The sequence below is a fragment of the Streptomyces sp. NBC_01216 genome (genome assembly GCF_035994945.1).
Classification (GTDB): Bacteria; Actinomycetota; Actinomycetes; order Streptomycetales; family Streptomycetaceae; genus Streptomyces.
In genome coordinates, this window is the sequence record NZ_CP108677.1 from 5907199 (window position 1) to 5930362 (window position 23164).

The window sequence follows — 23164 nt, forward strand, 5'->3', positions numbered from 1 at the left end:
TGACGGTTCGTCGGGGTCGACGGGGCTCCTTCCGGACGCGTGTGACGGGCCTTCACAGAGCGCTTACGTAACCGTCTTGGCATGGACACTTCCAGAGTGGCCGGTGCGCTGCTACTACCTAGTAACGCAGAGATCCTGCTACAGGGAGGTTTCATGAAACTGTCGCGAATCACGGCGTTCACGTCTTCGCTCCTGCTCGGCGCCGTCCTCGCTCTCACCGCCGGCACGGGGGCCGCCCAGGCCGCCGAGACCGCCGCGCTCGACTACGTGGCCCTCGGCGACTCCTACTCCTCCGGTGTGGGGGCGGGGAGTTACGACGGGGCCAGTGGTAGCTGCAAGCGTTCCACCCGTGCCTTCCCGGTCCTCTGGGCGAACGCGAACGCCCCCGCCTCCTTCGCCTTCACCGCCTGCTCGGGCGCCCGAACGGGTGATGTGACGAGCAGCCAGCTCGGCCCCCTCTCGGCCGCCACCGACCTCGTCTCGATCAGCATCGGCGGCAACGACGCCGGCTTCGCGGACGTCATGACCACCTGTGTCCTCCAGTCCGAATCCACCTGCATCAACCGTGTCAATCAAGCCAAGAGTTACGTCGACACCACGCTGCCCGGAAAGCTCGACTCCGTGTACTCGGCGATCAGATCCAAGGCGCCGGCCGCCCGGGTCGTCGTCCTCGGCTACCCCCGCTTCTACAAGCTGGGCGGCAGTTGCATCGCCGGACTGAGCGAGAAGGAACGGAGCGCCATCAACAACGCCGCCGACTACCTCAACGCGGCCACCGCCAAGCGCGCGGCCGACCACGGCTACACCTTCGCGAGTGTCGTCCCCGCCTTCACCGGCCACGAGATCTGTTCCGGCTCCGCCTGGCTGCACAGCCTCAACTGGCTGAACATCGGTGAGTCGTACCACCCCACGGCCTCCGGTCAGTCCGGCGGCTACCTCCCGACCTTCAGGAACGCGGTCTGACCCGGCCCACCCGTGCCGGTGGCCTCCTCCGTCGAGGTCGCCGGCCCGCCGTCGCCGGGAACGTCTCCCGGCTCCCGGGCGCTCCGGCACCCGGAAGCCCGATCCCCACGCCCCCCGGGGCCGTGGCCGCCTTGCGGGCGGTGACCCGGGGCGCGTGCTTCACGGGTGCGAGGCGCGCGGCGCGCGTGCCGATGCCGTGACGACATCCGCCACGCCGGACCCGGCCCCACGATCCGTCCCCGCGCCGCTGCCGGAGCCTTGCTCCCGCAGCAGCGCGTACGCCAGCCCGCCCAGCGCCAGGAGCAGCAGGGCGATCCCGGCCGCGAGCACCAGCACCGCACGCCGCTGAGGACCTTCGCCGTCCGTCGGCACCGCACGGGTCGCCGCGTCATCTCCCAAACCCGACGGCGGCGCCGTGCCGGCGACCGCGTCGTCCGAGGTGCCCGGGGACCGGGCCGGGCCGGACGGCCCCCCGCGCACCGGCCCGGAACGCGGCGTGCCGCCGGCCTCCGCCAGGTGCAGGCGCCGCTCGGCCTCGACGGCCGGCAGGCGCTCCTCCGGGTCCTTGCGCAGCAGGTCTTCGATCACCGGGGCCAGGGCTCCGGCGCCCGAGGGAGGCGCGGGCTCCTCGTCCATCACGGCCCGCAGGGTGCCCTGCCCGGTGTCCCGCCGGAACGGCGAGCGGCCCTCCACCGCCGTGTACAGCAGCACGCCGAGCGACCACAGGTCCGAGGCGGGGCCGGGACCGTGGCCCGACACCCGCTCGGGGGAGCGGTATCCGAGGGACCCGGCGAACCCGTCGGCCGTCGCCGGGGGCGGGCTCCCCTCCTCCGACGCGATACCGAAGCCGGTCAGCACCACGCGGCCGTCGTTGGCCATGAAGACGTTACCTGGCCGCACGTCCCGGTGCAGTACCCCGGCCTCGTGAGCGGCGCGCAGCGCGGCGAGCACCCCGGTGCCGACATGAGCGGCGCGCTGTGGAGACATCGGACCCTCGGCGTCCAGGACCTCGGCGAGGGTGAGGCCGCGGACCAGTTCCATCACGATCCACGGGCGGGCGTCCTCGACGGCCACGTCGTGGACCGTCACCACGTTGCGGTGCGAGATCCGGGCGGCGGCCCAGGCGTCCCGCTCCACGCGCGCGTACAGACGGCGGCGGTCCGCCTCGGCGAGTCCGGCCGGGGCCCGCACCTCCCGCACGGCGACCTCACGGCCGAGCGCCTCGTCCCGGGCCCGCCAGACGGTCCCCGTCCCGCCCTCGCCGAGGACGTCCAGAAGCCGGTACCGCCCTGCGACCACGGTCATGGCGCGTCCCCTGTCCGCCGATGGGTCCCGTGGGACATGTCTGCCCCCGTGAGTGGTGGTTCGAACGTGACCGGACCGGCCCCGGCGCGGTGGCTCGAAGGCGTTCGGACCCGTCCCGGGTGATCTTGGTGGTGGAGATCACACACCGTCAGGTGATCGTGCGTGACGTGCTTGTGTGCAGGATGGTTCGTGACGGTTCGACAGGTGTTCACGCGCTGTCCAACTCGCCCTGGAATCGCACGGATTCGGAGAGTGACCGTCAACCCCCGTACGGGTGCGGTGAATCGCGCAGGCGGGATACACGGGTGTCACTGCGGGGCGATAGGGTTAACCTGCCCGGGCCGGGTGCCCTCGTCAGGGTGGGGAGTGACATGGAACAGATAACGATGCGCGGCAGGCCGAGAGTGCCTGCCATCACATGCGGGAGCAGTGCGACCAGTTCGCGCCTCGACCGTCATCTCGCGGTGCTGGGCGGGCCTGCCGTGCCGCAGCGCGAAGCGGCCGAGGCGACCCTGCTCATGCGTGAACTGACCGCCCGAGACCGCACGCACAGCCGTCGTAGCAAGAGCGCGCGCGTCTCGCTCTTCGCTCCGCTGCGCCGACTGCGCCGCTCACTCTTCGGCAGCCGCGGCTAGGGGTCTCCCGCGGATCTCCCCGCCGGGCTCGCGCTGCCCGGCGCCGCACCGCTCGACCTTCCGGCCCGGCGGACGGTTGGGCGTACCGGTCGCCCGTCGGTCCATGACGCCCCCACAGCCCACGGGCTCGGGGGCACCCCACCCCATGGACCCTCCGAGACCGGCCGGCCGATGCTCCTCTCCGACCCGCCCTCAGGCCACCACTCCCCGCTCCCGCAGTTCCCGCAGCTCGGCCTCCGTGACGCCCAGTTCCCCGAGTACCTTCGCCGTGTGCTCACCCAGCGCCGGGACGCGTTCCATCCGTGGGTCCGGGCCGTCCGGGAACGTCACCGGGGGGAGCAGTGAACGCAGCGGTCCCACCGGCGAGTCCACCGCCCGCCAGCGATCACGCGCCGCGAGTTGCGGATGGTCCGCCAGGTCCGTGACCGTGTTCAGCCGCGCGCAGGCGATGCCCGCCGCCTCCAGCCGTTCCAGTGCCTCGGTCGCGGTCAGCGGCGCCAACGCCTCCGCGACCGCCGAGTCCGTCCGGTCCCGGCCCGCCACCCGGGCCGTGTTCGTGGCGAACTCCGGATGGTCGGCGAGCTCGGGCCGCCCCAGGACGCGTTCGGCGAGCCGCCGCCACTCACGGTCGTTCTGCACGGAGAGCAGCACCCGACTCCCGTCCGCCGTGGGATAGGCGTCGTACGGTGCGATGACGGCGTGTGCCAGACCCGTGCGCGCCGGGGGTTCGCCCCCGTGCATCGAGTAGTGCAAGGGGTGCCCCATCCATTCGGCCAGCGCGTCGAGCAGCGACACCTCCACCGGCCCGCCCCGCCCGGTGGTCCCGCGCCGCACCAGCGCGGCGAGGACGCCCGTGTACGTGTACATTCCCGCCGCGATGTCGGCCGCCGGGATCCCCGACTTGACCGGCCGCTCCTCCGTTCCGGTCACCGACACCAGCCCGGCCTCGCATTGCACGAGCATGTCGTAGGCCCGCTTCCGCGCGTACGGCCCGCCCGGTCCGTAGCCCGACACGTCGACCGCGACCAGTCGCGGATGAGCCGCACAGAGCGTGGCCGCGTCCAGACCGAGCCGCGCCGCCGCACCCTGCGCCAGGTTCTGTACGAACACGTCGGCGTCCGCGACCAGTCGCCGGACCAGCGCCAGACCGCGCGGGTCCTTGAGGTCGACCGCGACCGACTCCTTGCCCCGGTTGCACCAGACGAAGTGCGAGGCGAGGCCCCGGGCGGCCGTGTCGTAGGCACGGGCGAAGTCACCGCCGTCCGGGCGCTCGATCTTGACGACCCGGGCGCCGAGATCGGCGAGCTGCCGCGTGGCGAAGGGAGCGGCCACGGCCTGTTCGACCGCGACCACCGTGATCCCCTCCAGGGGAAGTGGCTGAGTGCTCATGACAGACCTGCCTACCGTGCGGGTGCCGGGTCTGTCACCTGTGGACCGCGCTCCGGACGACACCGCGGAACGTGCGGTGCGCCTTTCCCGGCCCCCCGTTCCGCCGCCCGCGTGCCCTGGCCCCGTCGTCCGGCCTCCGTGTGCCCGTGCGACCGGCGGCCCGCCGCGGGGGAGGCGTTCTCGACGAGTCGTCCGGGCACCTCGCCGGAACACGCGGCGCGGTGGCCGTCCGCGCCCGCCGGACGACGAGGCCGACGCGCCGTACCGGACCTCGTCCGCGTGCCGGAGGCGTCGCGGGCCGAACACTGCTGCCGGACACCGGCAGTGCGGGGAGGACCGCCGGGCAGAGACCATGAAGCCCGCCGTCGGGAGGGAGGACGTCCGTGGAGGAGACCGGTGCGGCCCGCAGCGTGACGGGTGCGCGCAGGGGGTCCGGCGTGGCTCTGACGCTTCTGCTGCTGCCGTTCGCCGGCCACGGACCGGCCAGGGCGTATCTGGGCCTTGCCGCCCACACGACGCTCGCCTTCCCGTCACTCACGGTGTCCGTGAGCCTGTACACATGCGCCGTACTCCGGCTCGGCGGGCGGTAGGCAGCCCCGCGGGGGCTGACGGGACCCGGACCGGCACCGGCACCGGCACCCGGGCGTCGGACGGCCCGCCCCGTCCGACGCCCGCCGTCAAAGGAGCGCGAACTGTCCTTCCGGGCCCTCCTCGTGGTGGTCGAGGACGGACGCGGGGCGCCGCGCCGTGCCCGGTACCGGCAGTATCCCGGCCGCCCGCAGCTCCGTCCGGGACCATCCCGGCCGGCGCGCGAGTGCCCCGCGCTCCGCTTCGCTCCGGGCCAGCAGGGCGAGGATCGTGATCAGCTCCAGCAGCTCGGAGGTCCACTCCTGGGGCCAGGCGGCAGGCCCGATCGCCTCCAGGCTGCCCGGCTCGGCGGCTGCCGTGCGGTGCGCGAACCACTGCTCCAGCATCCGTGCCCCGGAGACGTGGAAGTCCCAGACCTCGGCGGGCACGGGGGAGATCCGCCCGCTCCCTCCACCGCCCGGATCGCGCGACGCGGCCACGATCAGCGTCTCCCCGGCGACGTCGTACGACAGCTCCCCGGGGCGGCCCGGGAGCGGAGCCCGCACGTAGGGGCGCCGCCCGCCCGGCAGCCGGGGCTTCTCGCCGGAGTGCGCGCCACGCAGCTGGACATCGGTGAGGCGCCGGCCGAGTGCCATGCCGGAGCGCCAGACCTCGGGGTCGCGGGGCAGCGGCACCCGGCATCCGGTGGGGGAGGGGAGCGCCGACGCCACCACCCAGGCCAGCAGGTCGGCCGCGGAGACGGGCTGTCGGTACCACTCGGTCAGCAGTGCCCGCAGACCGGGCGCGACATTGGGCTCCCGTCCCCCGGGCCGCCGGAACAACGGACGGATGCGGCCGGGGCGTCCGGCCGGCGACCGGCCGTCGGGCAGGGCGCCCGTCACCAGCAGCGCGGGGCCGGCCGCGCCCGGCACGTAACCCTGCTCGACGACGAAGAGCTGCGCCGCGTCGGCGACCCGCCACAGCTCGGGCCGGGCGGCGTCGATCAGCCGGTGGTCGGGGAGCAGCCACTGCTCGTCGAAGGGGCCGTGGGCGAGCCGCACGGGCGCGGGGCACGGTCCGCTCTCGCGGGCGAACCGGCCGGTCCCGGTGCGCTGACCGGGCAGCGCCGCCACCGAACTCGCCGTCGTACGGGCCCGGCTGGGTCGGAACAGCCTCTCCCGCTCTTCCGCGCCCGCTGACGTCAGCCGGTCCCAGCGGGTCCGCAGCGTGCGGACGTCGGGCGCCACGATCCAGGACCGCCCGAGCCGCAACGGGGCCACGGACCAGGGCATGAGCTCGTCGAGCAGCGGCATGTCGTCGAGCCGCGGGTCTTCGGTCACGTCCCGCATGGTAGTGCCGGGCCCTCCGGGTTCGCCCCCGTCGCCGTGACCGGCGGGGTACCCCGCACCGTCGCCGGGTCGGCCGCGCGGGGCCCCGACGAGGCCCGTCCGGCGCCGCGGCGTCCACCGTGATGGTCAGTGCCGCGTCTCGACCGTCACGGTGAAGGAGAAGCGGTCGCCGCGGTAGCGGATGCGGGCCACGTCCACCACCCGGCCGTCCTCGTCGTAGGTCACGCCCGTGTAGTGCAGGATCGGCGACAGCAGCGGCACCTGGAGCAGGGTCGCCGTCTCCGGGTCCGCGAGCCGGGCCTCGACGGTGTCCGTGATGCGGCTGATCCGGACGCCGACGACGTCCCGCAGTACCTTCGTCATCGGCCAGCGCTCCAGGTCCGCCGGGTCGACCCGCGCCGCGAGCTCCGGGCGCACCGCGTTCTCCGCCCAGTTGGTGGGCTCCCCGCTCTCGCCGTCACGGCGCAGCCGCCGGTAGGCCACCACCTCCGGCAGGTCCGGGAAGTACTCGGACAGTTCGCCCGGTACCGGCTCGGGACCGTGGCCGAGCACCGTCGTCCGCTCGCCGGACTGCTGGGCCACGATCGCGTCGATCGAGCCGAGCAGCCGGCGCGGGGTGGAGCGCCGGGCGCCCGGTTCGATGAAGGTGCCGCGCCGCCGGTGCCTGCTGATCAGGCCCTCCTCCTCCAGCTCCTTCAGGGCCTGGCGCATGGTCAGCACGCTGACGCCGTAGTGCGTGGCGAGCTGTTCCTCGGTGGGCAGCCTTAGCGAGGCGTCGGGCGCGCGGCCGAGTATCGAGGCGCGCAGGGACTGCGAGACCTGGTACCAGAGCGGCAGCTTGCGGTTCAGGACCAGCGAGTCGGGGGCGAAGGCGGTCACGGCGTTCTCCGTACGGCGGCTTTACTACGACCGGAAGTGGCGCTCAAGACCCTGCCACACGTCGTCGTACCCCTTCTGCAGATGGTCGGCGCCCGCTGCCTGGGCGGTGGCCGTGACGGGCCAGCGGGTCTCGAACATGAAGGCCAGGCCGTCGTCGATCTTCTGCGGCTTCAGCTCGGCGGCGCTCGCCCGGTCGAAGGTCTCCCGGTCGGGGCCGTGCGCGGACATCATGTTGTGCAGCGAGCCGCCGCCGGGCACGAATCCCTCCGCCTTGGCGTCGTACGCGCCCTCGATCAGGCCCATGTACTCGCTCATCACGTTGCGGTGGAAGTACGGCGGCCGGAAGGTGTCCTCGCCCACCAGCCAGCGTGGGGCGAACACCACGAAGTCGACGCCCGCGAGACCGGGGGTGTCGGACGGCGAGGTCAGCACCGTGAAGATCGAGGGGTCCGGGTGGTCGTAGGAGATCGTGCCGATGACGTTGAAACGGCGCAGGTCGTAGACGTACGGCGTGTGGTTGCCGTGCCAGGCCACGACATCGAGCGGCGAGTGGTCGTAGGTCGCCGACCAGAGGTTGCCGCAGTACTTGTTGACGACCTCGACAGGGCCCTCGACGTCCTCGTAGGCGGCGACGGGCGCGCGGAAGTCACGGGCGTTGGCGAGGCCGTTCGCGCCGATGGGGCCGAGGTCGGGCAGCTGGAAGGGGGCCCCGTAGTTCTCGCAGACGTAGCCGCGGGCGGTCTCGTCCAGCAGTTCGACCCGGAAGCGGACCCCCCGCGGGATCAGCGCGACCTCACCCGGGTGGGCGGCGAGCAGGCCCAGCTCGGTGCGCAGCAGGAGGCCACCGCGCTCCGGGACGATCAGCAGCTCGCCGTCGGCGTCGCTGAAGACCCGGTCCATGGAGGTGTCGGCGTGGTAGAGGTGCACGGCCATGCCGCTCCGCTGGGCCACGTCGCCGTTGCCCCCCAGCGTCCACAGGCCGGCCAGGAAGTCCGTGCCGGGCGCGGGCGCGGGCAGCGGGTTCCACCGGAGCCGGTTGGGGTCCGCCACGGCCTCCGTGAAGGGCGCCGAGCGGACGGCGCCGCTGTCGATCCGGGTGAACGGCGGGTGGGCCGCCGACGGACGGATCCGGTAGAGCCACGAGCGGTGGTTGTGGGCACGCGGCTCGGTGAACGCGCTGCCGCTCAGTTGCTCGGCGTACAGGCCGAGGGGCGCGCGCTGCGGCGAGTTGCGGCCGTGCGGCAGCGCACCCGGCACCGCCTCCGAGCCGTGCTCGTTGTCGAAACCGGTGCTGTACGTCAGCGACTCGGCCGTCTTTCTCGCCTGCGCGGTGGTCTCCGTGGTCATCGCCCGCTCCTGTCCTGAGCCCGCAAGGGAATCCTATGGAAGACCGTAGGATTCCGCGACCGCTCACGTCAACGGGGTGCCGGCGAGTCTCGGTTCGACGTGATGTGCGCATGAGGGGTTCCAAAAGATGAACATTGCTCTACTCTCTCGCCCATGTCGTGGACCCGCAGGCTCCTTGTCGCGCTCTCGGTCGTTCTCGCGGCGCTCGCCGCCGCCCTCGTCACCGCCTCCGGGGCCCAGGCCCACGAGGAGCGGCCCGTCACCTTCCCCGACGGCTCCGGCAGCGTGCCGGTGCTGCGCACGGGCGAACCCGATCTCCTGGTCTGCAAGACCGACCGGGCCGACTTCGAACGCCGGACGGCGAACTTCCCGGACGCGCTCAAGGTCCGGAACCAGGAGCTCTTCGCCCGGTGCTCCCGCACCGGATACCGCCACATCCAGCAGGCCGTCGACGCCGTCGACCGCCCCGGCATGACCATCGCCGTCCTGCCCGGCCTCTACGAGGAGGAGCCCTCACTCGCCCCGCCGGCCGGATCCTGCGCCGCGCTGAAGGCCCCCAGATCCGCGCTCGGCTACCAGATCCTGTCGTACGAGCAGCAGAAGCAGTGCCCCCACAACCAGAACCTGGTCGCGATCCTCGGAAAGAAGGACCTCCAGATCGAGGGCACCGGCGCCTCCCGCCTGGACGTCGTCGTGGACGCCAAGTACGCCAAGCTCAACGCCGTCCGGGCCGACAAGTCCGACGGGATCTACTTCCGCAACTTCACCGCCCAGCGCACCACCTTCAACTCGCTGTACGTCCTCGCGGGCGACGGCTTCGTCATCGACGACGTCCTGACCCGCTGGAACGACGAGTACGGCTTCCTGACCTTCGCCTCCGACCACGGCCTCTACAAGAACTGCGAGTCGTACGGCAACGGCGACTCCGGCATCTACCCCGGCTCGGCCTCCGACATCAACGACGGCCGCGGCTACGACGTCCCGCGCCATTCCATCGAGATCACCGGCTGTCGCAGCCACCACAACATGGTCGGCTACTCGGGCACGGCGGGGGACTCCGTCTACGTCCACGACAACGAGTTCGACCACAACATGGGCGGCGCCTCCATGGACTCCGCCTTTCCCGGCCACCCCGGACTCCCGCAGAACCACGCCCGCTTCGAGCGCAACCTGATCCACGACAACAACCAGAACTACTACCGCTACGTCGACGACGGCACCTGCGCCGCACCGCCGGTCGAGCGCGGCTACGAGCAGGGCGTGGTCTGCCCGCAGATATCGATGCCGCCGGGCACCGGCATCATCACCGCGGGCGGCAACTGGAACCTGTACGAGGACAACTGGGTGTACGGCCACCAGCGTGCCGCGTTCTTCCTGAGCGCCGTCCCCGCCTTCATCCGGGGCGAGTCCGCGTGGGGCAAGCAGACCGACACCTCCCACCACAACCGCTACGCCGGCAACCACCTGGGCGTCGACCCGTCCGGGAGGTCCCGCCCCAACCGCACGGACGTGTGGTGGGACGGTCAGGGCAGCGGCAACTGCTGGCAGGCCGACGCCGGCGCCTCCACCCCCGGAGCCCTCCCCGCCTGCGGGACCCGCCGCGGCGACGTCTCCGGGAACACCGGCCGCCTCGTCGGCGAACCCGTCAAACTCGCGCAGCTCCTGGTGTGCGCCGACTACAGCGTCCAGGCACGACGGCTGCCCGCCGGCTGCGACTGGTACGGCGCCCGCGGCATCCAGCGCGTCGAGACCCAGCTCGCCCTGGCGTCCGCGCTCGTCCTCGCCCTCGTCGGCGGCATCCTGTGGTGGCGCCGGCTCCGGGGCAGCCGGCTCGCGGGCGCCGCGACGCTACTGGGCCTCGTGGGCCTGGCCCTCGAGGTGGCGGGCTCGACCCTGCGGCTCACCGCGGGCCCGGTCCCCGCCGTCGCGCTGCTTCTCATCGGCCTCTGGTGGGCCGGAGTGGGCCTCGCCCTGCGCCCCCACCACCCCGCCTTCGCCCGGACCACGCTCGCCCTCGGTGCCCTCACCCTTCTCGACGCCTTCGACAAGGCGGTGCTGATGATCCCCTGGATCCCGCTCGGACCGGCCTGGCCGCGGACCCTCCTCGCGGTCGTCTGGGTCCTGTGGGCCGTGGTGGCGGCGGGCCGCGCCGCCACCACCGCGGCACCACCCGCGCACGAGGAGGTCACCGGCCGGACCGGCACCGGCCTCCCGGCCGGAGGCACGGCGTGAGGCCCGCCGCACGGCCGGTCGACGGCCGCCGCGCCGTGCCGTACCGGACCCGCATCCCGACCGTGGTACTCACCGCCGTCGTGACCGCGCTCCTCGCCGCCGGCTGCGGCGGCCGGGCCACGACGCACCACAAGCCGGGCACCACCCACCAGGAGGCGACCGGGGGCAGCGGCACGCTCCTCGCGGCCGAGGACGGAGCCGGACACCGGCTGCGGCAGCTGCCGGCCGCCGAGGCCCCCGCCGTGCGGGTCGAGGCGCGACCCGACACCGAGGGCGGCTGGAACATCCACCTGACCGTGGAGAGGTTCCGCTTCACCCCGGAGAGCGTCGGCGGAGCCGCCATCCCGGGCCGCGGCCACGCCCGGCTGCTCGTCGACGGCAAGGACACCGCCCGCCTCTACGGCCCCTGGCACCACGTCCCAGCCGGCGCCCACACCCTGACCCTCCGCCTCCACGCGGACGACCACACCGTCTGGGCCGTCGACGGCAGGCCCGTCGAGACGACCCTGCGTCTGACGCCGGCCACCTCCCCGACCGGCACCACCTCCCCCTCCTCGCCTCCGTCCCCGACCTCCGTCCCCGGCCGCACCCTCACCCTCACCGTCACCGGCACCTCCGTCCAGCCACCCCCCTCCCGTGTCGAGCTGAGGAAGGGCGAACGCCTCACCCTCCGCGTCACCACCGACCGCGCCGACACCCTCCACGTCCACGGCTACGACCGTGAACTCTCGCTCCGGCCGGGCGAGCCGGGCACCCTCACCCTCACCGTCGACCGGACCGGCCTCTTCGAGGTCGAGACCCACGAGTCCGGGCTCGTCCTCACCCAACTCGTCGTCCGGTGACCGGCGCCCCCACCGTCGTCCTCGCCCACGGTGTCGGCTCCCGCCACGACCTCCCGCTCTCGCCCTTCTACGCCTACGCGGGAGCCTTCGCCGCGCTCTTCGTCTCCTTCCTCGCCCTCGGTCTGCTCTGGTCCGCCTCACGGTTCCGCGGGGCGACCGCGGGTCACCCGCTGCCGGCCGCCGTCCAGCGATGCGCCGACGCCCCCGCCACCCGCACCGCCCTGCGTGTGGCCGGTCTCGCCGCCGCCCTCACCGTCCTGCTGCACCTCCTCCTCGGTCCCGACGACCCCGACCGCAACCCCGCGCCCGGAGCCGTCTACGTCCTCCTCTGGGTCGGACTCGTCCCCGCCTCCCTCCTGCTCGGCCCCGCCTGGCGCCTCCTCAACCCCCTGCGCACCCTCCACGCCCTCCTGCCGCACCCCCGCGCACCCCGCCCGCTGCCCGCCGGGCTCGGCATCCGGCCCGCCGCCGCCGGCCTCCTCGCCTTCGCCTGGCTCGAACTCGCCGCCCCCGCACCCGCCTCCACCACCGCCCTCCTCGGCCTCCTCGTCGTGCACACGACCGTCCAGTTCCTCGGCGCCGCCCGCCACGGCCCGGACTGGTTCGCCCGCGCCGACCCCTTCGAGGTCTACTCCTCCCTGCTCGCCCGGCTCTCTCCGCTCGGCCGCCGCACCGACGGACGGCTCGTCCTGCGCTCCCCCTTCCACGGCCTCGACTCCACACCGCGGACCCCCGGCCTCGTCGCCTGCGTCTGCGTCCTCCTCGGCTCCACCGCCTACGACGGCCTTTCCGACAACCCCCGCTGGCTCACCACCCTCCAGACCTCCCCCCTCGGCCCGTCCACCACCGCGACCCTCGGTCTGCTCGCCACCGTCTCCCTCGTCGCCGCCCTCTACGGACTGTGCGCCGGCACCCTGCGACTGATGGACCGCACCCTCGCCCACCCGCTCTCCGCCTTCGCCCACTCCCTCCTGCCCATCGCCCTCGGCTACCTCGTCGCCCACTACTTCACACTCTTCGTCACCGAAGGACCACGTACCGTCATGATGGCAGTGGGTGCTGACAACGCCCTCGCACCCGACCCGCCCCTGGGCCCCGGCGGCCTCGCCACCCTGCAGGTCGCCGCCGTCGTCACCGGCCACGTCCTCGGCGTCGTCGCCGCACACGACCGCTCCGTGCGCCTCTTCCCGCCCGCCCGCGCGGTGGCCGGCCAACTCCCGCTGTTCGCGCTGATGATCGTGTACACCCTCGGCGGCATCGGCCTGCTCGTCGCCTGACGCCGGGCGCGCGCCCGGCGTCAGGCGACGAGCAGGCCCTCGCGCGACCGACGACCCGACCGGAGCGGCATCATGGTCCCCGTGCCCCAGTCCCGCCGCCAGAACCCGCCCACGCCGCCCGCCCCGCGCCCCGCCCTGCGGCGCGCGCCCGTCCAGCGGCGGAGCGCCGAGCGGCTCGCCCGGATCCTCGACGCCTGCGCCGAGCTCCTCGACGAGACCGGCTACGAACAGCTCAGCACCCGGGCCGTCGCCGTCCGCGCGGGCGTTCCCATCGGCTCCGTCTACCGCTTCTTCGGCAACAAGCGGGCCCTGGCCGCCGCCCTCGCTCACCGCAACCTCGACCGCTACGCGGAACGGATCACCGCCCGCCTCGCCGGGCTCCCCGCCGTCGACGGGCGCGGCGCCATCGACACCGTCCTCGACGAGTACATCGCCATGAAGCGGACGGTGCCCGGCTTCGCCCTGGTCGACTTCGGGGTCCCGGCACCCGGCGAAGCCGGGGAGGACGACCCCAACCACCTGGTCGCCGGCCGTCTCTGCGAACTGCTCGCGACCCCGCTCGGCCGCGCCGACGACGACACCCTGCGCCGTAAGATCCTGGTGGGCGTCGAGGCCACCGACGCCCTGCTCCAGCTCGCCTTCCGGGCCGATCCGGCGGGGGACCCCGACCTCATCGCCGAGACCCGCGAACTCCTCCACGCCTATCTGGCGCCCGCCCTTTCCTGAGCGCGGGCCCTTCCCGAGCCCTTTCCCGAAGCGGGTTCCTGCCGGGTGAGGGTCTTCCGGCGGCGGGTCCTTCCCCGGTGCGGGCATCTCCCACGGCGCTCGCCGGTGCCGGGCGCGCCCGCCGTGGGCCCGCGTGCCCCGCGCATCCGCCCCTCGCCGGGCTTCCCGTGCCCGGGTGCGAGCCCTCGCGCCCTCCGTCCCGGCCCTCCCCTTCATGCCTACCGGTCGGTATGCTCGGCCCAGCCCGTCGCCGCCCGCCCCAGGGGAGACCGCCATGCCCGACGCCAGGTCCGACGCCATGCCCGACGCGACATCCACCGCCCTGCGCATCTGCCCGCTGTGCGAAGCCACCTGCGGACTGACCCTGACCCTGGCCGGGACCCGCGTCACCGGGGCCCGCGGTGACCGCCAGGACGTCTTCAGCGCGGGCTTCGTCTGCCCCAAGGGCGCCTCCTTCGGCGAGGTCGACGCCGACCCGGACCGCCTCAGGACGCCACTCGTCCGAACCGACGGCGAGCTGCGCGAGGCCACCTGGACCGAGGCCTTCGACCACATCGCCGCCCGGATCCGCCCGCTCGTCGAGGAGTACGGGCCGAACGCCGTGGGTATCGTCCTGGGCAACCCCAACGTGCACACCATGGCGGGCGCCCTCTACCCGCCCCTCCTCATCGGCGCGCTGCGGACCCGAAACCTCTTCACCGCCTCCACGCTCGACCAGATGCCCAAGCACGTGTCCAGCGGGCTGCTCTTCGGCGATCCCTTCGCCATTCCCGTCCCCGACCTGGACCGGACCACGCATCTGCTGATACTCGGAGCCAACCCGCTCGAGTCCAACGGAAGTCTGTGCACCGCCCCCGACTTCCCCGGCCGGCTCAAGGCCCTGCGCCGACGCGGCGGCACCCTCACCGTCGTCGACCCGCGCCGGACCCGCACCGCCGCGCTCGCCGACCGGCACATCGCCCTCCGGCCCGGCACCGACGCCCTCTTCCTGGCCGCCCTCGCCCACACCCTCTTCGACGAGGGCCTCACCGACCTCGGTGCGCTCGCCGCCCATGTCGAGGGCGTGGCGGACGTCCGTGAAGCACTGCGGGACTTCACCCCGGAGGCGGTGGCCGATGCCTGCGACCTCGACGCGGCCACGCTGCGCGAGGTCGCCCGCGAACTCGCCGCGGCGCCCTCGGCCGCCGTCTACGGACGGATGGGCAGCTCCACCGTCGAGCACGGCACCCTCGCCAACTGGCTCGTCGACGTGCTCAACGTCCTCACCGGAAACCTCGACCGCCCCGGCGGGGCGCTGTTCCCGCTGTCCGCCACCGCGCCCGCGCCCCGCCCGGCCGGCCCCGGCAAGGGCTTCGCGCTCGGCCGCTGGCGCAGCAGGGTCTCCGGGCATCCCGAGGCCAAGGGGGAGTTCCCGACGGCCGCGCTCGCCGAGGAGATCGAGACCCCGGGGGAGGGCCGCATCCGCGCCGTGATCAGCATCGCGGCCAACCCCGTCCTGTCCGCCCCGGACGGACGCCGTCTCGACGCGGCCCTGGGCGGCCTCGACTTCATGGTCTCCGTCGACCCCTACCTCAACGAGACCACCCGTCACGCCGACGTCGTGCTGCCCCCGCCGCCGCCCTCCCAGAGCGCCCACTTCGACTTCGCCTTCAACGGCTTCGCCATCCGCAACCAGGCCCGCTACACCCCCGCCGCCGTTCCCCTCGAGGACGGACGGATGGACGAATGCGAGATCCACGCCCGTCTGATCCTCGCCGTCTCCGGCATGCACGGCGCCTCGCCGTCCGCCGTCGACGACCTCGCCGTCGACTCCGCCCTGGCCAAGGCCGTCGCCCAGGAGCACTCTCCCCTGCACGGGGGCGACCCCCAGGAGCAGGCCCGGCTGCTCGCCGGACGGACCGGGCCCGAGCGGCGCCTCGACCTGATGCTGCGCCTCGGACCGTACGACCTCATCCTCGAAGACCTCCTGCGGGCACCGCACGGCATCGACCTCGGACCACTGCGCCCCCGCCTGCCCCAGGTGCTCAAGACCCGCAGCGGGCGCGTCGAACTCCTGCCCCAGCCGCTCGCCGCCGATCTGCCCAGACTGCGGGCCGCACTGGCCTCCCGCCGGGACGGCCTGGTCCTCGTGGGCCGTCGTCACCTCCGATCCAACAACAGCTGGTTGCACAACGTCCCCTCCCTGACCGGGGGTTCGAACAGGTGCACCCTCCAGGTCCACCCGGCGGACGCCGACCGTCTCGGCCTCGCCGATGGCAAGCCCGCCAGGATCAGCTCCGTGGGAGGTGCGCTGGAGGTCGAGGTGGAGGTCACCGACGCGGTACGCGCCGGAGTGGTGAGCCTGCCACATGGCTGGGGCCACGACCGTCCCGGCGCACGGCTCACCGTCGCGGCGGAACGTCCGGGAGTGAACGTGAACCAACTGCTCGACGGCTCCCTGCTCGACCCGCTCTCGGGCACCGCCGTGCTCAACGGATTCCCCGTGGACGTGACGCCCGTGCCATGAGGCTCGTGCCACGACGCCTTCGTCGTGCCCCCTCTCGTGACGCCCTGCCCGTGAGGTTCCCGTGATGCCCCGGCCCGGTGCACGGCCGGCATCGCTCACCCCCTGGGCGTCGCCGGCAGGCGGTCCGCCCCTGGGCGGACCCGGGTCGCTCCGGGCGGTCGGCTGGGCGGGTGGGAGCCGGGTCCAGGACCGATGGGGTGAAGATCGGAGGGTGGTGCGGCGCTGCCGCCACCTCCTCTCTCCCCGTCCCGGCAGATAGTCAGATTATCGACTTATTGTCTGGCGTCATCACGACGGGAGCACCGCATGAACGTTCCGATGGTCCGTCCGCTGCTGTCCACCGCCCTGGCCGCCGTCGCCGTCGGCGGCGGCTTGCTGGCGGGCGCGTCGAGTGCCGACGCGGCGGTCGGGGATGGAGGTGACATCAAGATCCAGCGTACGGACACGGACCCCGACACCCGTGCTGACCATGCCCGGGTCTGCCGATTCCACCTGGCGGCCTTCAACTTCGAGACGCTGCGTGAGGTCGACTGGGAGATCGCGCCCCAGCCCCAGACCGCCGGTGCGACCTCCGGCGGTCGCATCACGCTCCGCGGCGGAATGGGGCACACCGGGGACATGGATCTGGCGGAGGGCCGCTACAGGCTGACCTGGACCTTCGACGACGCGAGCGAGCCCGGAAAGGAGAAGGGCTTCCGGGTGGACTGCGACAGCGACCCGACGGGCGCTCGGCCCGACGGCGACGGAGGTGATGGCGGAGGAGGTGGCGGGGACGGCGGTTCCTCCGAGGCCGGTGCCTACGGAAGCGGCCGGAGCGGTGCGGAGGGCGGCGCCGCCGAGGTGGACGGACCAGACGGCGCCCCGGGCCGCCGGGGTGACCCGGGTGACGGTGACGGCGTCGCGGACCCACGCGCCGACCGCGCCGAGGCCCGCTCCCCGCATGGTCCGGTCGGTGCCGGCGGCGGCGGTGTCGCCGAGGTCGCCGCCGAGGGCGATTCCGCCGTCGGGGCCGCGTCCGCCCTCGCCGCCGGGCTCGCGGGCGCGGCCGTGCTGATGCTCGTCCGCCGGTCGCGCCGGCGCGCCGATGGCGCGGCGTAGATCTCGCTCCGCCCGGAGACGGCGCCGCCTCCTCCGGCTCCTGCGCACCGTCGTGGGAGGCGTGTCCCTGGCCGTCGGGGGCGTCTGGTGGGCCCAGGGCGGGGAGCCGCCCGACCCGCCGGCCAGTACAGCCTCCGCGGCGGACGGGCACACCGACGGCCCGGCGGCCCGCGCAGGGTCGCCGCGGCCGGCCGGACCGCCCGCCCGGGCGAGGCCCGGCGCCTCGTCGCGCCCCCCGGCCGGACCGTCGCCCACGCCGCTGCCCGCCTCGCGCGCCACCCGCCTCGCCATCCCCGCGATCACCATCGAGGCGCCGGTGCGAGCCGTCAGCGTGGACCGGGTGGGACGGCTCGGCTCCCCGCCGGTCGACAACCCCCGGGTCGTCGGCTGGTACGCGCGCGGCGCCGCGCCGGGCGAGCGCGGCACGGCCGTCTTCGTCGGGCACCGGGACACCCGCACCGGACCCGCGATCTTCCTCAACCTCGACTCGCTCAAACCGGGCAACACCGTCCGGATCGGCCGGGCGGACGGTCGCGTCGCCGTCTTCACGGTCGACAAGGTGCGGACGTACACCAAGACCGCGTTCCCCGACACGGAGGTCTACGGGCCCACCGGCCGTCCCGAGATCCGTTTGCTCACCTGCGGCGGAGCCTTCTCGCCGAAGACCGGATACCAGTCGAACATCGTCGTCTTCGCCCACCTCACGGACGTCACCCGACGTCTCTGAGGGGCCGGCCGCCGCTCCGCCCGCCGGGCCCGCCTCACCCGGCGGGTCGCCCGTGCGGGGAGCGCTCCGAGGGCCCCGGGGGAGGGTCCGGATCCGGACGGCGGGTAAGACCCGCCCTGGCGTCAGAAAACTAACAGCGCTAGTTTGGGTGGCCATGACGAACCGGCCGGTCACACGAGGAGACAGTCGATGAAGGCCCACGACGCGATGTACATCGGCGGAGCTTGGCGCGCAGCAGCCTCCTCCGGCACGATTCCGGTGACCGATCCTTCGGACGAGCGGATCGTCGCGCACGTCCCGGCCGGCACCCCCGAGGACGTGGACCTCGCCGTCCGCGCCGCCCGCGCGGCCCTGCCCGGCTGGGCGGCCACCGCGCCCGCCGAGCGCGCCGCCCGCCTCGTGGCGCTCCGCGACGCACTCGCCGCTCGTGCGGAGGAGATCGCCGCCACCGTCACCACCGAGCTCGGCGCTCCGCCCAGGCTCGCCGCCGCCGTCCATACCGGCCTGCCGATCGCCGTCGCGGGCTCCTTCGCCGAACTCGCCGCCACGCACCCCTTCGAGGAGAAGGTCGGCAACTCCACCGTCTACGCCGAGCCCGTCGGTGTCGTCGGCGCCATCACGCCCTGGAACTACCCGCTCCACCAGATCGTCGCCAAGGTCGCCCCGGCGCTCGCGGCGGGCTGCACCGTCGTCCTCAAGCCCGCCGAGGACACCCCGCTGACCGCCCAGCTCTTCGCCGAGGCCGCCCACGAGGCGGGCCTCCCGGCCGGGGTCTTCAACCTGGTCACCGGCCTCGGACCGGTCGCCGGCCAGGCACTCGCCGGGCATTCGGACGTCGACCTCGTCTCCTTCACCGGGTCCACCGCAGTCGGCCGGCGGATCGGCGCCCTCGCGGGCGGGGCGGTCAAGCGGGTCGCCCTGGAGCTCGGCGGTAAGTCGGCCAACGTCATCCTGCCCTCCGCCGACCTGGCGAAGGCCGTCGCCGTCGGCATCGCCAACGTCATGTCCAACTCCGGCCAGACGTGCAGCGCCTGGACTCGGATGCTGGTCCACACCGACCGGTACGACGAGGCCGTGGCGCTCGCCGCCGAGGCCGTCGCCGCGTACGTACCCGGCGAGCGCGTCGGCCCGCTCGTCAGTGCCGAGCAGCAGCAGCGCGTCCTCGGCTACATCGAGAAGGGGATGGCGGAGGGCGCTCGGCTCGTCGTCGGCGGTCCCGATGCCCCCAGGGAGACCGGCTACTACGTCTCCCCGACCGTCTTCGCCGACGTCACCCCGGACATGACCATCGCCCAGGAGGAGATCTTCGGCCCGGTCGTCTCGATCCTGCGCTACCGGGATGAGGAGGAGGCCCTCGCGATCGCCAACGGGACCGTGTACGGCCTCGCGGGCGCCGTCTGGGGCGAGCCGGAGGCCGCCGTCGCCTTCGCGCGGCGCATGGACACGGGCCAGGTCGACATCAACGGAGGCCGATTCAACCCGCTGGCGCCGTTCGGTGGTTACAAGCAGTCGGGCGTCGGGCGCGAACTGGGCGCCCACGGCCTCGCCGAGTACCTCCAGACCAAGTCCCTCCAGTTCTGAGCACCCGAGGAGCCAAGAGCGTGATCCGCGCCGCCGTCCTGCCCGCCGTCGGATCTCCGCTGGAGATCACCGGCATCGAACTGCCCGAACCGGGCCCCGGCCGGGTCCGGGTCCGCCTGGCAGCCGCCGGGGTGTGCCACTCCGATCTGTCCCTGTCCGACGGCACCATGCGCGTGCCCGTGCCGGCCGTCCTCGGTCACGAGGGCGCCGGTACCGTCGTCTCGGTGGGCGAGGGGGTCGAGCACGTCGCCGTCGGGGACGGCGTCGTGCTCAACTGGGCGCCGTCCTGTGGTGCCTGCCACCACTGCTCGATGGGTGAGGTGTGGCTCTGCGCCGACGCGCTGACCGGCGCGGGCGCCGTGTACGCGGTCACCGAGGACGGCACCGAACTCCATCCCGGGCTCAACGTCGCGGCCTTCGCCGAGGAGACCGTGGTGCCCGCGAAGTGTGTGCTGCCCGCCCCGGACGGCGTTCCGCTCACGGAGGCCGCCCTGCTCGGCTGCGCCGTGCTCACCGGCTGGGGCGCGATCCACCACTCCGCGCGGGTCCGCGAGGGGGAGTCGGTCGCCGTCATCGGCGTCGGAGGAGTCGGCCTGGCGACTCTCCAGGCCGCCCGGATCGCGGGCGCGGGGCGGATCGTGGCGGTCGACGTCTCGCCCGAGAAGGAGGCCCTGGCCCGCGCCGCCGGCGCGACCGACTACCTGGTGGGGTCGGACAGGACGGCGCGGGAGATCCGCGCGCTGACGGGCGGCCACGGAGCGGACGTGGCCGTCGAGTGTGTCGGACGCGCCGTCACCATCCGTGCGGCCTGGGACTCCACCCGGCGCGGCGGACGCACCACCGTCGTCGGCATCGGCGGCAAGGACCAGCAGGTCTCCTTCAACGCCCTGGAGCTCTTCCACTGGGGCCGGACCCTGTCCGGCTGTGTCTACGGCAACTGCGACCCGGCCGAGGACCTTCCGGTCCTGGCCGAGCACATCCGCGCCGGTCGTCTCGACCTCGGGGCGCTGGTCACGGAACGGATCACCCTGGACGGCATCCCGGGCGCCTTCGCCGACATGCTGGCGGGCAAGGGCGGCCGGGCGCTGGTGGTCTTCTGACCCGGAGGCGTGCCCCGGCGTGACGGGCCCGCGAGTCCGCAGGCCCGTCGGTCCGCGGGCCCGTGGACCTGTGGGGAGCGGGCCGCGCCCCCCCGCCGGTCGAGGGGTGGACCTCAGACCGTTTCCGGCGCCGTGTCGGTGCTCCCGGCCGGGTCCGGCCGGGAGGCGTCGCCTCCCGGCGCCGGTGCGGCCGGCCTCGCGACGTCCGCGGCGCGCGCCGCGGACGTCGCGGCACCCTCCGCCTCCGTGGTTCTCGGCCGGGAGCGCGAGACGGCCACGCCGGCCAGGCAGAGCACACCGCCCGCGAGGGTCAGCGGCCCCGGCAGTTCGCCCAGGAGCACCCACGCCATGACGACCACCAGTGCCGGGACGGCGTACGTGGTGGCGCCCATGCGTCCGGCCGTCGTACGCGCCAGGGCGTAGGCCCAGGTCGTGAAGGCGAGGGCGGTCGGGAAGACGCCGAGGTACACCATGTTCAGGGTCGCCGGCACCGGGGCCCCGGAGAGCTCACGGATCAACTGCCAGGAGAAGGGCAGGCAGGCCACCGTGCCGACGAGGCATCCGAAGGTGGTGACCTGCAGCGCGCTGCCGTGCCGGAGCGCCGGCTTCTGGGCGACGACACCGCCCGCGTACGCGAAGGCCGCGAGCAGGCACAGCACCACGCCGAGGACCGAGGCGTGCCCCTTCCCGGACATGGACAGGCCCACCGCCACGGCCCCCACGAAGGACACGCCCATGCCGGCGATCAGCCGGGGCGGCAGCTTCTCGCCCAGGAAGCGGGCGCCGAGCAGTGCGATGAGCAGGGGGCCGATGTTGACGACCATCGCGGCCGTTCCCGCGTCGACCTCCCGCTCGCCCCAGTTCAGCACCACCATGTATCCGCCGAACCACAGCAGCCCCGACGTGAGGATCCCGGGCCAGGCTCCTCGGGACGGCAGCCCCTCACGCCGTATCAGCAGCACCAGGCCGAGCACGAGGGAACCGGCGAGCAGCCGGCCGAGCGCGAGGGCACCGGGGGAGTAGACCGCCCCGGCGCTGCGGATCGAGACGAAGGCGGAGGCCCACAGGGCGACGGAGACACCGGCGGCGGCGAGCGCCGGGCGGGAGGTGGTGCGGGAGTTCGGCATGGGGCGACCGTAGGCCCTGGACGGTTCGGCGCTCACCGAATTTCCGGTGGGCTGATTCCCAGCGCGGTCCGGAGCGCTTCCTCGCCCTCGGATGTCACCTTCACGGCCCGTTCGGAGCCGATCCGTACGCACCAGCGCCGCTCCAGCGCGTGGCGGCACAGGGCCGCGCCCGCCAGGCCCGCGAGGTGCGGTCTCCGTTCGGTCCTGTCGAGGCAGCCGCGCGCGACGGGGCGTCGCCCGGTGGCGGCGAGCGTGATTCCCAGGTCCCCGAACCACGCCATGCCGAGGTCGGTGAGGGCGAACCCGGTGTCCTGGCGCAGCAGCCCGCGGGTGGTCATCGCGTCGGTGACGGCGGTGCCCAGGCGCCCGGCGAGATGGTCGTAACAGGTTCGCCCCCGGGCCATGGCCCGTCCCGCGCCGTGGGCACGAAGACCGTGCGGCGGTGCGGGGACGGCGGGTTCGGCGTGGGCCGCGAGAGCCTCCACGAGATGGGCGAAGCCCGCATCGGCGAGACGGACGTACCGGTGCCGCCCCTGACGCTCCTCGGCGAGCACACCGCCCGCCACGAGCCTGGAGAGGTGCTCGCTGGTGGTGGACGGCGCCACACCTCCGTGACGGGCCAGCTCACCGGCGGTCCAGGCTCGTCCGTCGAGGAGGGCGAGCAGAAACGCGGCGCGGGTCTCGTCGGCGAAGAGGGCCGCGAGGGCGGCGAGATCTCGGGGTGCCATGCCCACCATGTTCCCGCAGGGACGTTTCGGCGGGGACCGAACGTTTGCGTCGCGCCTGTCCGCGTGCTTCCCGTTCCGTCCGCCGCTACGCGCCGCGCGCCGACTCCGTACCCCGGCTCCCCGCCCCGTACTGGATCGACAGCCCGTCGAGCAGGGCCCGCAGGCCCGTCTCGAACGCGCCCTCGTCCACCTGCTGGCGGTGCTCCGCCAGCAGGTGCGCCTGGCCCAGGTGGGGGTAGTCGGCCGGGTCGTAGGCGGTCTCGTCGTCCACGAAGCCGCGGGCGAAGGAGCCGAGCGCCGAACCGGTGATGAAGTAGCGCATCAGCGCCCCGATGGAGGTCGCCTGCGCCGGCGGCCAGCCTGCCCGGACCATCGCTCCGAACACCGCGTCCGCCACCCGCAGGCCCGCCGGGCGGCGGCCCGGGCCCTGGGCGAGGACGGGGACGATGTGCGGGTGGTCGGCCAGGGCGGCCCGGTAGGAGACGGCCCAGTCGTGCAGGGCCGTACGCCAGTCACGGTCGTCGTCCTCGTCGAACATCGACAGGTCGACCTTCGCGCTGACCGCGTCGGCGACGGCGTCGAGGATCTCGTCCTTCGTGTGGAAGTGGTTGTAGAGGGAGGGGCCGCTCACTCCCAGTTCCGCCGCCAGCCGCCGGGTGGAGACCGCGGCGAGGCCCTCCGCGTCCACGAGCGCGCCGGCCGTCTCGACGATCCGGTCTCGGTTGAGGAGGGGCTTGCGCGGTCGGGCCATGGCGCACATAGTAGGCCCGTACCCCAGAAACTAGC

The 23164-nt window shown here is 73.8% G+C and carries 20 protein-coding genes; 12 read left to right on the plus strand and 8 right to left on the minus strand.

Going from position 1 to position 23164, the window contains the following annotated elements; translation table 11 throughout:
* Nucleotides 1–153 precede the first annotated feature (153 nt).
* Nucleotides 154–963, plus strand: coding sequence for an SGNH/GDSL hydrolase family protein (locus OG393_RS26510; RefSeq protein ID WP_327377210.1), 810 nt, complete (start codon nt 154–156; stop codon nt 961–963).
* Nucleotides 964–1122: 159 nt separating this feature from the next.
* Here OG393_RS26510 and OG393_RS26515 read toward each other — a convergent pair whose 3' ends face one another.
* Nucleotides 1123–2268: a serine/threonine-protein kinase gene (locus OG393_RS26515; protein ID WP_327377211.1), complete on the minus strand. Its 1146-nt coding sequence runs from the start codon at nt 2266–2268 to the stop codon at nt 1123–1125.
* A 371-nt stretch (nt 2269–2639) separates the two neighbouring features.
* On the opposite strand from OG393_RS26515, the gene OG393_RS26520 reads away from it, so the two are divergent.
* Nucleotides 2640–2903, plus strand: a complete 264-nt coding sequence (locus OG393_RS26520; protein WP_327377212.1) for a hypothetical protein — start codon at nt 2640–2642, stop codon at nt 2901–2903.
* 192 nt (nt 2904–3095) lie between these two features.
* Here OG393_RS26520 and OG393_RS26525 read toward each other — a convergent pair whose 3' ends face one another.
* Nucleotides 3096–4292, minus strand: a complete 1197-nt coding sequence (locus OG393_RS26525) for a CaiB/BaiF CoA transferase family protein (protein ID WP_327377213.1) — start codon at nt 4290–4292, stop codon at nt 3096–3098.
* Between the two features lie 437 nt (nt 4293–4729).
* Between OG393_RS26525 and OG393_RS26530 the strand changes: the two genes are divergently transcribed.
* Complete coding sequence (locus OG393_RS26530) at nt 4730–4882, plus strand: hypothetical protein (RefSeq protein WP_327377214.1); 153 nt, start codon at nt 4730–4732, stop codon at nt 4880–4882.
* An 87-nt stretch (nt 4883–4969) separates the two neighbouring features.
* Here OG393_RS26530 and OG393_RS26535 read toward each other — a convergent pair whose 3' ends face one another.
* The 3 genes from OG393_RS26535 to hmgA all read right to left on the minus strand — a co-directional run bounded on the left by OG393_RS26535 (nt 4970) and on the right by hmgA (nt 8434).
* Nucleotides 4970–6208: a type ISP restriction/modification enzyme gene (locus tag OG393_RS26535; protein WP_327377215.1), complete on the minus strand. Its 1239-nt coding sequence runs from the start codon at nt 6206–6208 to the stop codon at nt 4970–4972.
* A 126-nt stretch (nt 6209–6334) separates the two neighbouring features.
* Nucleotides 6335–7087, minus strand: a complete 753-nt coding sequence (locus OG393_RS26540) for a GntR family transcriptional regulator (protein ID WP_327377216.1) — start codon at nt 7085–7087, stop codon at nt 6335–6337.
* Between the two features lie 24 nt (nt 7088–7111).
* A complete protein-coding gene (hmgA, locus tag OG393_RS26545; RefSeq protein ID WP_327377217.1) occupies nt 7112–8434 on the minus strand; it encodes a homogentisate 1,2-dioxygenase in 1323 nt (440 codons plus the stop codon).
* A 153-nt stretch (nt 8435–8587) separates the two neighbouring features.
* On the opposite strand from hmgA, the gene OG393_RS26550 reads away from it, so the two are divergent.
* The 9 genes from OG393_RS26550 (at nt 8588) to OG393_RS26590 (ending at nt 20523) form a co-directional block, all read left to right on the plus strand.
* A complete protein-coding gene (locus OG393_RS26550) occupies nt 8588–10666 on the plus strand; it encodes a right-handed parallel beta-helix repeat-containing protein (protein ID WP_327377218.1) in 2079 nt (692 codons plus the stop codon).
* Between the two features lie 35 nt (nt 10667–10701).
* Nucleotides 10702–11508, plus strand: a complete 807-nt coding sequence (locus OG393_RS26555) for a hypothetical protein (RefSeq protein ID WP_442817435.1) — start codon at nt 10702–10704, stop codon at nt 11506–11508.
* Nucleotides 11505–12785, plus strand: coding sequence for a hypothetical protein (locus tag OG393_RS26560; RefSeq protein WP_327377219.1), 1281 nt, complete (start codon nt 11505–11507; stop codon nt 12783–12785). Before OG393_RS26555 ends, OG393_RS26560 begins: the two co-directional genes overlap by 4 nt.
* Before the next feature lie 72 nt (nt 12786–12857).
* Nucleotides 12858–13511 carry a TetR/AcrR family transcriptional regulator gene (locus tag OG393_RS26565; protein WP_327377220.1) on the plus strand — a complete coding sequence of 218 codons (654 nt, stop codon included), beginning with the start codon at nt 12858–12860 and terminating at the stop codon, nt 13509–13511.
* Nucleotides 13512–13809: 298 nt separating this feature from the next.
* Nucleotides 13810–16017 (plus strand): molybdopterin oxidoreductase family protein, encoded by a 2208-nt coding sequence (locus OG393_RS26570; protein ID WP_327378559.1) that lies wholly within the window; start codon nt 13810–13812, stop codon nt 16015–16017.
* A gap of 306 nt (nt 16018–16323) precedes the next feature.
* A complete protein-coding gene (locus OG393_RS26575) occupies nt 16324–17115 on the plus strand; it encodes a hypothetical protein (RefSeq protein ID WP_327377221.1) in 792 nt (263 codons plus the stop codon).
* A gap of 61 nt (nt 17116–17176) precedes the next feature.
* Nucleotides 17177–17842 carry a class F sortase gene (locus OG393_RS26580; protein ID WP_327377222.1) on the plus strand — a complete coding sequence of 222 codons (666 nt, stop codon included), beginning with the start codon at nt 17177–17179 and terminating at the stop codon, nt 17840–17842.
* A gap of 189 nt (nt 17843–18031) precedes the next feature.
* Complete coding sequence (locus OG393_RS26585) at nt 18032–19423, plus strand: aldehyde dehydrogenase family protein (protein ID WP_327377223.1); 1392 nt, start codon at nt 18032–18034, stop codon at nt 19421–19423.
* A 20-nt stretch (nt 19424–19443) separates the two neighbouring features.
* Nucleotides 19444–20523, plus strand: coding sequence for a Zn-dependent alcohol dehydrogenase (locus tag OG393_RS26590; protein WP_327377224.1), 1080 nt, complete (start codon nt 19444–19446; stop codon nt 20521–20523).
* 113 nt (nt 20524–20636) lie between these two features.
* On the opposite strand, the gene OG393_RS26595 is transcribed toward OG393_RS26590, so the two are convergent.
* The 3 genes from OG393_RS26595 to OG393_RS26605 form a co-directional block, all read right to left on the minus strand.
* Nucleotides 20637–21650, minus strand: coding sequence for a DMT family transporter (locus OG393_RS26595; RefSeq protein ID WP_327377225.1), 1014 nt, complete (start codon nt 21648–21650; stop codon nt 20637–20639).
* Between the two features lie 32 nt (nt 21651–21682).
* On the minus strand, nt 21683–22378 hold the full coding sequence (locus OG393_RS26600; RefSeq protein ID WP_327377226.1) for an ArsR/SmtB family transcription factor: 696 nt from the start codon (nt 22376–22378) through the stop codon (nt 21683–21685).
* Between the two features lie 85 nt (nt 22379–22463).
* Nucleotides 22464–23138 carry a TetR/AcrR family transcriptional regulator gene (locus tag OG393_RS26605; RefSeq protein ID WP_327377227.1) on the minus strand — a complete coding sequence of 225 codons (675 nt, stop codon included), beginning with the start codon at nt 23136–23138 and terminating at the stop codon, nt 22464–22466.
* Nucleotides 23139–23164 lie beyond the last annotated feature (26 nt).

What these genes read in the sequence shown, in the direction of transcription:
- OG393_RS26595 (WP_327377225.1), bottom strand. Translation starts at nt 21,650, where the DNA reads ATGCCGAACTCCCGCACCACCTCCCGCCCGGCGCTCGCCGCCGCCGGT.
- OG393_RS26585 (WP_327377223.1), top strand. Translation starts at nt 18,032, where the DNA reads ATGAAGGCCCACGACGCGATGTACATCGGCGGAGCTTGGCGCGCAGCA.
- OG393_RS26565 (WP_327377220.1), top strand. Translation starts at nt 12,858, where the DNA reads ATGGTCCCCGTGCCCCAGTCCCGCCGCCAGAACCCGCCCACGCCGCCC.
- OG393_RS26570 (WP_327378559.1), top strand. Translation starts at nt 13,810, where the DNA reads ATGCCCGACGCGACATCCACCGCCCTGCGCATCTGCCCGCTGTGCGAA.
- OG393_RS26550 (WP_327377218.1), top strand. Translation starts at nt 8,588, where the DNA reads ATGTCGTGGACCCGCAGGCTCCTTGTCGCGCTCTCGGTCGTTCTCGCG.
- OG393_RS26515 (WP_327377211.1), bottom strand. Translation starts at nt 2,268, where the DNA reads ATGACCGTGGTCGCAGGGCGGTACCGGCTTCTGGACGTCCTCGGCGAG.
- OG393_RS26535 (WP_327377215.1), bottom strand. Translation starts at nt 6,208, where the DNA reads ATGCGGGACGTGACCGAAGACCCGCGGCTCGACGACATGCCGCTGCTC.
- OG393_RS26510 (WP_327377210.1), top strand. Translation starts at nt 154, where the DNA reads ATGAAACTGTCGCGAATCACGGCGTTCACGTCTTCGCTCCTGCTCGGC.
- hmgA (WP_327377217.1), bottom strand. Translation starts at nt 8,434, where the DNA reads ATGACCACGGAGACCACCGCGCAGGCGAGAAAGACGGCCGAGTCGCTG.
- OG393_RS26520 (WP_327377212.1), top strand. Translation starts at nt 2,640, where the DNA reads ATGGAACAGATAACGATGCGCGGCAGGCCGAGAGTGCCTGCCATCACA.
- OG393_RS26525 (WP_327377213.1), bottom strand. Translation starts at nt 4,292, where the DNA reads ATGAGCACTCAGCCACTTCCCCTGGAGGGGATCACGGTGGTCGCGGTC.
- OG393_RS26600 (WP_327377226.1), bottom strand. Translation starts at nt 22,378, where the DNA reads ATGGCACCCCGAGATCTCGCCGCCCTCGCGGCCCTCTTCGCCGACGAG.
- OG393_RS26575 (WP_327377221.1), top strand. Translation starts at nt 16,324, where the DNA reads ATGAACGTTCCGATGGTCCGTCCGCTGCTGTCCACCGCCCTGGCCGCC.
- OG393_RS26605 (WP_327377227.1), bottom strand. Translation starts at nt 23,138, where the DNA reads ATGTGCGCCATGGCCCGACCGCGCAAGCCCCTCCTCAACCGAGACCGG.